The 9,984-nt window shown below is 72.0% G+C and carries 9 protein-coding genes; 2 read left to right on the top strand and 7 right to left on the bottom strand.

Annotation, left to right across the window (positions count from 1 at the left end):
- Nucleotides 1-85: 85 nt before the first annotated feature.
- The gene (locus tag FCN22_RS20885; RefSeq protein WP_137123494.1) at nucleotides 86-1,135 is read left to right on the top strand and encodes a glycosyltransferase family 2 protein; all 1,050 of its coding nucleotides are present in this window, start codon (nucleotides 86-88) and stop codon (nucleotides 1,133-1,135) included.
- On the opposite strand, the gene FCN22_RS20880 is transcribed toward FCN22_RS20885, so the two are convergent.
- Nucleotides 1,101-1,796 (bottom strand): class I SAM-dependent methyltransferase, encoded by a 696-nt coding sequence (locus FCN22_RS20880; protein WP_137123493.1) that lies wholly within the window; start codon nucleotides 1,794-1,796, stop codon nucleotides 1,101-1,103. The two genes, FCN22_RS20885 and FCN22_RS20880, sit on opposite strands and share 35 nt — an antisense overlap.
- 114 nt (nucleotides 1,797-1,910) lie before the next feature.
- Nucleotides 1,911-3,203 carry a glutamate-5-semialdehyde dehydrogenase gene (locus tag FCN22_RS20875; protein ID WP_137123492.1) on the bottom strand — a complete coding sequence of 431 codons (1,293 nt, stop codon included), beginning with the start codon at nucleotides 3,201-3,203 and terminating at the stop codon, nucleotides 1,911-1,913.
- Nucleotides 3,204-3,404: 201 nt separating this feature from the next.
- On the opposite strand from FCN22_RS20875, the gene FCN22_RS20870 reads away from it, so the two are divergent.
- Nucleotides 3,405-3,911, top strand: a complete 507-nt coding sequence (locus tag FCN22_RS20870) for a hypothetical protein (RefSeq protein WP_137123491.1) — start codon at nucleotides 3,405-3,407, stop codon at nucleotides 3,909-3,911.
- 71 nt (nucleotides 3,912-3,982) lie between these two features.
- Here the strand turns inward: FCN22_RS20870 and proB are convergent, their stop codons facing one another.
- The 5 genes from proB to FCN22_RS20845 form a co-directional block, all read right to left on the bottom strand.
- Nucleotides 3,983-5,098: a glutamate 5-kinase gene (gene proB / locus FCN22_RS20865; protein WP_137123490.1), complete on the bottom strand. Its 1,116-nt coding sequence runs from the start codon at nucleotides 5,096-5,098 to the stop codon at nucleotides 3,983-3,985.
- Between the two features lie 59 nt (nucleotides 5,099-5,157).
- Nucleotides 5,158-6,669, bottom strand: coding sequence for a GTPase ObgE (gene obgE / locus FCN22_RS20860; RefSeq protein ID WP_137123489.1), 1,512 nt, complete (start codon nucleotides 6,667-6,669; stop codon nucleotides 5,158-5,160).
- A gap of 115 nt (nucleotides 6,670-6,784) precedes the next feature.
- Nucleotides 6,785-7,054 carry a 50S ribosomal protein L27 gene (gene rpmA / locus FCN22_RS20855; protein ID WP_137123488.1) on the bottom strand — a complete coding sequence of 90 codons (270 nt, stop codon included), beginning with the start codon at nucleotides 7,052-7,054 and terminating at the stop codon, nucleotides 6,785-6,787.
- Between the two features lie 123 nt (nucleotides 7,055-7,177).
- Nucleotides 7,178-7,486: a 50S ribosomal protein L21 gene (rplU, locus tag FCN22_RS20850; protein WP_137123487.1), complete on the bottom strand. Its 309-nt coding sequence runs from the start codon at nucleotides 7,484-7,486 to the stop codon at nucleotides 7,178-7,180.
- A 167-nt stretch (nucleotides 7,487-7,653) separates the two neighbouring features.
- On the bottom strand, nucleotides 7,654-9,984 hold a 2,331-nt coding region (locus tag FCN22_RS20845; protein WP_202911726.1), incomplete at its 5' end, for an Rne/Rng family ribonuclease.

Below are 9,984 nucleotides of genomic sequence, written 5' to 3'. Positions count from 1 at the left end.
GGCTTCAGCAGTGCTCACCCACCGGCGGACTCGGACACCACTCTGGCCGAAACCTCGGCGATGCGCCCCCATTAGGCTGCAGGGCATGCCGCCGGAGCTGTCAGTCGTCATCCCGATGTACGACGAGCAGGACGTGCTGCCCCTGCTCGTGGCGCGGCTGCGGCCGCTGCTGGACGGCCTGGACACGGCATACGAGGTGGTGGCCGTGGACGACGGCAGCCAGGACGACACGCCCGTCCTGCTGCAGCGGTTCCGGCGGGAGTGGCCGCAGCTGCGGGTGCTGCGCCTGCGGGCCAACGCCGGGCACCAGTCCGCCATCTCCGCGGGTCTCGCCCGCGCGACCGGGACCTACGTGGCGACCATCGACGCCGACCTGCAGGACCCGCCCGAGATCGTGGCCGAGATGCTCGAGGTGGCCCGGCGCGAGCAGGTCGACGTGGTCTACGGCATCAGGTCGGACCGCTCGAGCGACTCGTGGTTCAAGCGGGTGTCTGCCGGCATCTTCTACCGGATGATCCGCCGCCTCAGCGACAGCGACGCCCCCGCCGACGCGGGCGACTTCCGGCTGATGTCGCGGGCCACCGTGGACGCGATCAACGGCCTGCCCGAGCACCACCGGGTGCTGCGTTTCGTGGTGCCCGCGCTGGATTTCCCCTCCGCCTCGGTGGCCTACCGGCGCGATCAACGCGCCGCCGGCACCTCGAAGTATCCCTTCGTCCGGATGCTGCACCTGTCGCTGGACAGCCTGACCGGCTTCTCCATCGCGCCGCTGCGGATGGCGACCTGGTTCGGCCTCGGCGGTGGCGTGCTCGCGGTGCTGGTGCTCGTCTACGCGGTCGTCTCGGAGGTGCTGGGCCGCACCGTCGCCGGTTGGACCTCCACCGTGGTCATCGTCGCGGCGGTGGCGGCGGTGCAGCTGCTGTGCCTTGGGATGCTGGGCGAGTACGTCGGGCGGATGTACACGATGATGCAGGGCCGGCCGACCTACTTCGTGGCCTACGACTCGGCGGAGGCCACCCCCGGAGTAGGACGGACCGGCGGGCCAGGGGGCGCTGCGGCCGGCGCGGGACCGGGCGGCCCACCGGTGCCGGGCAGCAGGGTCAGCCCGGGCGACGAGCCGTCACGAGGAGGCTGACCCCCGGCAGTCCCTTCACGGGCAGGTAGCGCTCGGCGGTGACGACGGCCTGCAGGCCGACGTTGACCAGTGGGTGCAGCTGCTCGAGGTCGCTGCCCGAGCTCGACCGGCGACGCAGCGCGACGACGGGACGCAGCAACACGTTCCAGGAGGACAGCCGCTCGATCTCGAGACCACCACGCTCGAGCAGGTCCACGAGAGTGGTCCGGGTGTAGCGGCGAAGGTGGTCGACCGCCTCGTCGTGGGCCGACCACAGCCGCGGGTCGCAGGGCACGGCGACCAGGAAGGTGCCGCCGGGCCGCAGCACGCGGTGGACCTCGCGGACGCAGCGGTCGTCGTCGGCGAGGTGCTCCAGCACGTCGAAGGCGACCACGAGGTCGAGGGACGCGTCCTCGAGCGGGAGCCGGCTCGCGTCGGCCCGCAGGACGGGCAGCCCACGCTCCTTGGCGACCTGGGCGCCGTCGGAACCGTATTCCAACGGACTGGCCTGCCAGCCCAGGTCGCGCAGCACCCTGGTGTTGCCGCCGCCGGCCGCCCCGATGTCGAGCGCCCGGCCGGGAGCCAGGCCCCGCACCGCCCGACGCAGCAGGTGCCGGCGCTCGCGATACCACCAGTGGCTGTCCTCGAGCGCGGCGAGCTTGCGAACCTCAGTGCCTTCCACGAGGCCCCATCATGCCCTCTCCCCGTGGGAATCTTGGTGAGGTCTCGGCCCCTGCCGCGGCACCAAACCTCGCGATGATTCCCCCCCGAGGTTCGTGGCGGGGGCGCCGGCGGGTCAGCCGCGGACCTGGCCGTCCCCCTCGACGACCCATTTGGTCGTCGTCAGCTCCGGCAGCCCCATCGGCCCGCGGGCGTGCAGCTTCTGGGTGGAGATGCCGATCTCGGCACCGAACCCGAACTCGCCCCCGTCGGTGAACCGGGTGGAGGCATTGACCATCACCGCTGCGGCATCGACCTCCGCGACCCACCGACGGGCTGCCGCGCGGTCCTCCGTCACGATCGCCTCGGTGTGCTGGGAGCCAAAACGCCGCACGTGCTCGAGCGCCTGGTCGAGGTCGTCGACCACGCGTGCGGACATCTCGAGGGCGAGGTACTCCCGGGCGTAGTCGTCGTCGGTGGCCGGCACGCACTCGACTCCCGCCCGGCCGGCCAGCTCGACCACCGTGGGATCGCCGTGCAGCCGCACCCCGGCGGCGTCGAGCTCGGCCAACGCCTTGGGAAGGAACTCCTCGGCCACCGAGCGGTGCACCAGCAGGGACTCGGCAGCGTTGCAGACGCTCGGACGATGTGTCTTGGCGTTGACCGCGATAGCGAGGGCCTTGTCGAGGTCGGCGCGGGCGTCGACGTAGACGTGGCAGTTGCCGACGCCGGTCTCGATGACCGGCACGGTCGACTCCTCCACGACGGTGCAGATCAGGTCGGCTCCCCCGCGCGGGATGACGACGTCGACGAGGCCGCGGGCGGTCATCAGGGCCCGGGCCGCGTCGCGTCCGCCCTCGTCGAGCAGGCAGATCGCGTCCTGCGGCAGACCCTGCTGCGCGAGGCCCCGTCGCAGGGTGTCGACCAGCGCGCGGTTGCTCGCTTCGGCGGCCGAACCTCCCCGCAACACCACGGCGTTGCCGCTCTTGAGCGCGATGCCCGCCGCGTCGACGGTCACGTTGGGGCGGGCCTCGTAGATCATGCCGACCACGCCCATCGGCACGCGCACCTGCCGGATCTGCAGTCCGTTGGCCAGGGTCGATCCCCGCACCACCTCGCCCACGGGATCGGGCAGTCGCGCGAGGTCACGCAACGCGTCGGCGACCGCCGCGACCCGCGTCTCGTCGAGGCGCAGCCGGTCGAGCATCGCGTCGGGCAGGCCGCGCTCTCGACCTCGTTCGAGGTCCTGGGCGTTGCCGGCCAACACCTGGGGGGTGGCCGCGTCGAGTGCGTCCGCCAACGCCTCGAGGGCGGCGTCCTTCTCCGCCCGCGACAGCAGCGCGAGCCGGCGTGAGGCCTCCCGTGCCGCCCGCGCCACGCCGGCGACGTGGTCGACGACGACCGGATCGATGCTTCGTGAGTCAGCCATGGTTCGAGCGTATGCCGAGCACGCGTCATACGCGCTCTCGTCCACCATCCGGCCCCGCACCATCCGGTCGAGTGTTTTTAACGGATTTTCCCTGGTTTATTAGCCCGGCTGGGCACACCATGGGACTGCCCCGCCGGACTCGGCAGAGGACTGTACGCAGGGCCGTGCGCCCGCGGCCCGGAACGAGCTAGGAGCCATGCGATGCGCAGAGTCGCCCGCCGTCGAACCTACGAGATCGACCTCGCCCAGCGTCGTGCCCTCGAGGCCGAGCTGACCACGGCCCGCAGCGCGGTCGCGCGGGCGCGGGTCGACTACGCCATGGCCCTGGACAGCCACTCGACACTGAGCGTCGTGCGCCGGCGCTACCACCGGCTCAGCCACGCCTACCGGCTCGCGATCACTGCCGCGATGGCGCTCGAGCACGACCGTCCCGGCTCGATGCACGACGACCTCGAGCAGCTGCGCCGACACCGCCAGCGACACCTCTTGTCCGCGCCCGCGGGAGTGCTCGCGCCGGTGTCCGTGCGGCCGCGCTCGCACGCGCCCTACGGCCCGCTGATCCCCGGTATGGACTTCGACCCGGATGACCCGATGGTCGGCTCACCGACCGGGCGGGAGTGGGGCGTGGAGCTGCCGTCTGCACTCGATGAGGTCGGCACCCCGACCAGGGCCCTGACGGCCGGCGACGGTGCCGCCGCACGGTCCTGAGCTGCCGCGCGACCGCCTCCCCGGGGAGGCGGTCGCGCCTGCCGCCGCCCGGGTGAGGTTGCGAGTGGGTCTCAGAGCAGGACGAGGTGGTCACGGTGGACGACCTCGCGTTCGTAGCCGGAACCGAGGTCGCGGGCCAGGTCACGGGTGCTGCGCCCGAGCAGCCGTGGGAGGACGTCCGAGTCGTAGCTGACCAGGCCCCTCGCCACGACGCCGCCGTCGGGTGAGCACAGGTCGATCGGGTCCCCCTCCCGGAAGGTGCCCTCGACGGCGACGACCCCCGCCGGCAACAGCGACTTGTGCCGCTCGACGACCGCGGCCACCGCACCCTCGTCGAGCACGAGCCGCCCCCGGGACGTGCTCGCGTGGGCCAGCCACAACAGCCGGTAGGGGCGGCGGGACCCGGTCGGGGCGAACAGTGTGCCGACGTCCCCACCGGCCAACGCCCCTGCCGCCTGCTCGGCCGAGGTGAGCACGGTCGGGATGCCCGCCGCCGTCGCGATCCCGGCGGCATCGACCTTGGTGACCATGCCCCCGCTGCCGACCTTCGTGCCGGACCCCGCGATGCGCAGGTCCGCCAGGTCGGACTCGTGGCGCACCCACGGGATCCGGGTCGCGCCCGGTTTGCTGGGTGGCCTGTCGTAGAGCGCGTCGACGTCGGACAGCAGCAGCAGCGCATCGGCGCGCACGAGGTGGGCGACCAACGCGGCGAGCCGGTCGTTGTCCCCGAAGCGGATCTCCTGCGTGGCCACGGTGTCGTTCTCGTTGACGACGGGCACGATCCCGAGGGAGAGGAGCCGCTCCAGAGCCCGCCGGGCGTTCGCGTAGTGCTGCCGGCGGGTCACGTCGTCGGCGGTCAGCAGGACCTGACCCACCGTGAGGTCATAGCGTCCGAAGGAGGCGCTGTAGGCGGCGACGAGTGCGCCCTGCCCGACGCTGGCCGCCGCCTGCTGGGTCGCCAGGTCACGCGGCCGCTTGGCCAGCCCGAGCGGGGTGATGCCCGCCGCGATGGCCCCGGAGGAGACCAGCACGATCTCCGCTCCCTTTTGGCGGCGGTTGGCCAGGGCCTCCACGAGCCGGTCGAGGCGCGCGACCTCCAGCGCGCCTCCGGGGTGGGTCAGCGAGCTCGATCCCACCTTGACCACGACCCGCGCGGCGCTGGCCAGGGGCGATGACGTGGTCGGCACCCGCCGGAGTCTAGTGAACGTTGCGCACCGGGCGACGATCCGTCTCGGGCCCGGGCGGCTCAGTCGTCCTGCGTGGTCCAGTGGCCGGCGCGGCGCTCGGCCTGCAGCTCATCCCGGGCGGCCGACTTGGCGGCGCGACGCTCGGCATACTGCTCGCGCTTCTCGTCGCGGGTGGGGCGGTGGCTCTCGTCGAGCCGCAGGTCGGTGCCCCGTGCGCCGGTGAGCAGCTCGGCCCCGGCCGACATCGTGGGCTCCCAGTCGAAGACGACCGCGTTGTCCTGTGGCCCGATGAGCACCGTCGAGCCGGCGACGGCTCCGGCCTTGACGAGCGCGTCCTCGACGCCCGCGCGCGCCAGTCGGTCGGCGAGGTAGCCGACCGCCTCGTCGTTGGAGAAGTCGGTCTGGCGCACCCACCGGGTGGGCTTGTCCCCCGACACCCGGAAGACCTCGCCCTCCGGGGTCTGCTCACGGGCCACCTCAAAGCCCTTCTCGTCCACTGCCTTGGGCCGCAGCACGATTCGGGGCGGCTCCACGACGAGTATGGCGTCACGAGCCTCCTCGACGTGCCGCGCCATCGCGAAGGTCAGCTCCCCCAGTCCCTGGTGCGCCACCGCAGAGACGATGAACACCTCCAGACCACGGGCCTCGAGGTCGGGCTTGACCATCTCGGCCAGCTCCCGAGCCTCGGGCACGTCAGCCTTGTTCAGCACCACGAGCCGGGTGCGTTCGGAAAGGGGACGGCCACCGAGCGCCTCGTCCGGCACGTACTGCGCCAGCTCCTCCTCGATCACGTCGAGGTCGGTCATCGGGTCACGGCCGGGCTCCAGGGTCGCGCAGTCGATCACGTGCACCAGGACCGAGCACCGCTCGATGTGGCGGAGGAACTCCAGGCCGAGGCCCTTGCCCTCGCTCGCCCCGGGGATCAGGCCGGGCACGTCGGCGACGGTGAAGCGGGACCCACCCGCGGTGACCACCCCGAGGTTGGGCACGAGCGTGGTGAAGGGGTAGTCGGCGATCTTCGGGCGGGCGGCCGACAGCACCGACACCAGGCTGGACTTGCCCGCTGAGGGATAACCGATCAGACCGACGTCGGCCAGGGTCTTGAGCTCGAGCACGATGTCGAGCTCGTCGCCGGGCTCGCCCAGCAGGGCGAAACCGGGCGCCTTGCGCCGCTGGGAGGACAGTGCCCGGTTGCCGAGCCCGCCGCGGCCACCCCGCGCCACGACGTACGAGGCGCTCTGTCCGACCAGGTCGGCGAGGACGGCGCCGGAGGCGTCCTTGACGACCGTTCCCTCGGGGACCGGCAGCACCAGGTCCGCCCCGTCGGCGCCCTCCCGGTCGTCGCCCGCCCCGGGCTTGCCGTTGCCGGCGCCGCGGTGCGGGCTGTGGTGGTAGTCGAGCAGGGTGGTGACCTGCGGGTCGACGGTGAGGACGACGCTGCCTCCCCGGCCCCCGTCGCCCCCGTCCGGGCCGCCGAGCGGCTTGAACTTCTCGCGGCGCACGGACGCGCAGCCGTGTCCCCCGTCACCCGCCGAGACGTGGAGGACGACCCGGTCGACAAAGCTGGCCATCGGTGCTCATTTCAGGTTGGTGGGACGGCGCCCGAGTCGGGCCTGACCCGGCCCGGACACGGGCGCGAGGGGTGGGCCGCCGGCCCACCCCTCGCGCTCGTGAACGACTGTCGTGTCAGGCCGGGATCTCGACCTCGGCCGGAACGATGTTGACCGTCTTGCGACCGCGCTTCGAGCCGAACTGCACCGCGCCGGCCACGAGGGCGAAGAGGGTGTCGTCGCCGCCGCGGCCCACGCCGTCGCCCGGGTGGAAGTGCGTGCCCCGCTGGCGGACGATGATCTCGCCGGCGCTCACGACCTGGCCGCCGAAGCGCTTGACGCCGAGGAACTGCGCGTTGGAGTCGCGGCCGTTGCGCGTCGAGGACGCACCCTTCTTGTGTGCCATGTCAGTGCCTGTCTTTCGGGTTCAGCGGGGTGGTGCGGCGAGCTACGACGTCGGGGTCCCCGCGAGATGTCGGAGCGAGGAACGCGCGGAGAACTGCGTGGGGTTCGACGTCGTGGGGTGGGGTCAGACCTCGATCGCGGTGACCTTGACCTGCGTGAGGTGCTGACGGTGGCCCTGCCGCTTGCGGTAGCCGGTCTTGTTCTTGTACTTGATGATGGTGATCTTGGGGCCCTTGGCGGGCTTGACCACCTCGGCCTTGACGGTGGCCTTGGCGAGCTGGTCGGCGTCGCTGGTCACGGTGGAGCCGTCGACGAGCAGGAGCGGCGTGAGGTCGATGCTCGCGCCGGCCTCACCGCTCACCTTGTCGATGATGAGGACGTCGCCAACGGAAACCTTCTCCTGGCGGCCGCCAGCGCGGACGATCGCGTACACGTTGAGCTCACTCTCTCGGGACGTTCAGTGCGGTGTTGCGGTAAGTCGTGCGGGTGGCGCCGTGCTGTCTGCCTGTGGGCTGCCTGGTAGGCACCACGGCACCGAAGATCGCGCCGGCGGGCGCACCGAGGGTTCAGACTACCGGGTGGGCCCGCCGGTCAGCAAACTCAGACGTTCTCCGGATCGGCCGGGGGCGGAGGTCCGGCAGGCGCCACCACACGGCCACGCTTGCGGCGCGGGCGCCGCACGGGTTCGGGCACGGTCTCGACCGGCTCCACCGGCTCCACCGGCGCGGTCGCCGCGAGCGCCGGCTCCGGCACAGCATCTGTGTCCAGTTCTGCAGCCTCGGGGGTCGCGCTCTCGGGCTCGCCCGCCAGGGGCGTCGCCGTCTGGGGGTCGCTGGCCACGGGCGTCGCCGCCTCCGTGGCGTCGGCGTCCTGCGCACCGGCTGCCTTGGCCGCCGCGGCATGGGCCGCCGCCGCGATCTGCGCCGGCGTGGGACCGGAGGGCTCAGGCGCCTGGGCCGCGTCCTGCCGGCCGTTGCCGGTGCCCTTGCCGCCCTTGGCACCACCGCGCCCCCGACGGCCGCGTGAGCTGCCCTGGTCGGAGGAGTCGTGGTGGTCGTCCACCGGTTCGGTGTGGACCACGATGCCCCGACCGTTGCAGTGCTCGCACGGCTCCGAGAAGACCTCGATCAGGCCCGCTCCGACCCGCTTGCGGGTCATCTGGACCAGACCGAGCGACGTGACCTCGGCCACCTGGTGCTTGGTGCGGTCGCGACCGAGGCACTCGACCAGGCGGCGCACGACCAGGTCGCGGTTGCTCTCGAGGACCATGTCGATGAAGTCGACGACGATGATGCCGCCGATGTCGCGCAGCCGCAGCTGACGGACGATCTCCTCGGCCGCCTCGATGTTGTTCTTGGTGACCGTCTCCTCGAGGTTGCCCCCCGAGCCGACGAACTTGCCGGTGTTGACGTCCACGACGGTCATGGCCTCGGTGCGGTCGATGACCAGGGAGCCTCCCGACGGCAGCCAGACCTTGCGGTCCATCGCCTTGGCCAGCTGCTCGTCCACCCGGTAGTGGGCGAACAGGTCCTGCTCCCCCGTCCACTTGGTCAGGCGGTCGGCCAGGTCGGGGGCGACACGGCCGACGTAGTCACTCACCTGTTCCCAAGCGGGTTCACCGGACACGACCAGGCTGCTGAAGTCCTCGTTGAAGACGTCACGGATGACCCGCACGGTCAGGTCCGGCTCGCCGTGGATCAGCGACGGCGAGTGGGCCGAGTTCGCCTTGCCCTGGATGTCGTCCCAGGCAGCGGTGAGCCGCTCGACGTCGGCCCGCAGCTCGGCCTCGCTCGCTCCCTCCGCCGCGGTGCGAACGATCACTCCGGCGTTGTCCGGCACGATCTCGCGCAGCAGCTTCTTGAGGCGGGCGCGCTCGGTGTCAGGCAGCTTGCGGGAGATACCGGTCATGGAGTTGCCCGGGACGTAGACCAGGTAGCGACCGGGAAGTGACACCTGGGACGTGAGTCGTGCACCCTTGTGCCCGATCGGGTCCTTGGTGACCTGCACCAGAACGCTCTCGCCCGACTTGAGGGCGTGCTCGATGCGCTTGGGCTTGCCGTCCATGCCGGCTGCGTCCCAGTTGACCTCACCGGCATACAGCACCGCGTTGCGGCCACGGCCGATGTCGATGAAGGCGGCCTCCATGCTGGGCAGCACGTTCTGCACCTTGCCGAGGTAGACGTTGCCGGCCATCGAGGCATTGACCTCGCGGGAGATGTAGTGCTCCACGAGGACGTCGTCCTCGAGCACGCCGATCTGGGTGCGGTCGTCACGGTGCCGGACGACCATCACCCGTTCCACGCTCTCCCGCCTGGCCAGGAACTCGGCCTCGGTGATGATCGTGCGTCGGCGCCCAGCCTCGCGACCCTCACGGCGCCGCTGCTTCTTGGCCTCGAGCCGGGTCGAGCCCTTGACCGAGGTGACCTCGTCGCGGTCCTTGCGCGGCTCGCGGACCTTGGTGACGGTGCCGGGCGGGTCGTCCTGGCCCCCGGATCCACCGCTGCGCCGACGCCGACGGCGGCGCCGCGATCCTCCGTCGCCCTCGCCGTGCTCGTCGTCGCCGTGGTCCTGCTGCGAGTCGCCGCTCGAGCCGGAGTCGGAGCCGGACGAGCCGGCCTCGTCGGAGGCGTGGCCCGAGCTGTCGCCGGACTCAGTGGCGTCGTCGCCGCCGGGACGGCCCTTGCGGCCCTTCCCGCCGCGCCTGCGACGTTTGCGACCACCCGAACCGGAATCGTCGTCGGCCGGCCCGTTGCCGTCATCGTCCGACGACCCTGCGTGCTTCGGGGTGGCGTCGGGCGCGGGTGCGCTGTCATGCCCGGCAGCCTCCCCGGGCTCGGCGTGCGTGGCGGGACCGGCTGGCGGGCCAGCCAGGCGGCGGGTCGGGAGACCATCCCGGCGGTCATCAAGGACACCCACGACGACGACCTGTTG

This window comes from Segeticoccus rhizosphaerae (assembly GCF_005222685.1).
GTDB lineage: Bacteria > Actinomycetota > Actinomycetes > Actinomycetales > Dermatophilaceae > Segeticoccus > Segeticoccus rhizosphaerae.
Note: the sequence above shows the minus strand (reverse complement) of the source record. Positions and strands in the feature narration are given on the sequence as shown.

Bases quoted from the DNA above. Each gene is read 5' to 3' on its own strand.
- FCN22_RS20875 (WP_137123492.1), bottom strand. From the start codon at position 3,203: ATGGCTGACTCACGAAGCATCGATCCGGTCGTCGTCGACCACGTCGCC.
- FCN22_RS20870 (WP_137123491.1), top strand. From the start codon at position 3,405: ATGCGCAGAGTCGCCCGCCGTCGAACCTACGAGATCGACCTCGCCCAG.
- FCN22_RS20885 (WP_137123494.1), top strand. From the start codon at position 86: ATGCCGCCGGAGCTGTCAGTCGTCATCCCGATGTACGACGAGCAGGAC.
- obgE (WP_137123489.1), bottom strand. From the start codon at position 6,669: ATGGCCAGCTTTGTCGACCGGGTCGTCCTCCACGTCTCGGCGGGTGAC.
- rpmA (WP_137123488.1), bottom strand. From the start codon at position 7,054: ATGGCACACAAGAAGGGTGCGTCCTCGACGCGCAACGGCCGCGACTCC.